This is a genomic window from Undibacterium sp. RuTC16W (assembly GCF_049339445.1).
Classification (GTDB): Bacteria; Pseudomonadota; Gammaproteobacteria; order Burkholderiales; family Burkholderiaceae_D; genus Undibacterium.
In genome coordinates this window covers 1-359 of sequence record NZ_JBMPPE010000070.1, presented here as the reverse complement: position 1 = coordinate 359, position 359 = coordinate 1, and the positions used below count along the sequence as shown (strand labels likewise).

Below are 359 nucleotides of genomic sequence, written 5' to 3'. Positions count from 1 at the left end.
GTGGGGGGGAACCGGCTGGACGGTCGCTGTATCGCCATGCGGTATGGAGGAAAGTCCGGGCTCCACAGGACAGGGCGCCAGGTAACGCCTGGGGGGCGCGAGCCTACGGAAAGTGCCACAGAAAATACACCGCCTACGTTCGCGAGAACCGGCAAGGGTGAAAAGGTGCGGTAAGAGCGCACCGCGCGGCTGGCAACAGGCGCGGCAGGGCAAACCCCGCCCGGAGCAAGACCAAATAGGGGAGCGTTTACGTGTGGTCCGCACGGCTCCCGGGTAGGTCGCTACAGGCGTCTGGCGACAGACGTCGCAGAGGAATGACCGTCCTCGACAGAACCCGGCTTACAGGCCGGTTCCCTCCA

At 65.2% G+C, this 359-nt stretch carries 1 other RNA gene; it reads left to right on the top strand.

The features are described 5' to 3' along the window. Positions 1-7: 7 nt before the first annotated feature. Positions 8-358, top strand: an RNA gene (gene rnpB / locus ACO0K4_RS19565) — RNase P RNA component class A. Position 359 lies beyond the last annotated feature (1 nt).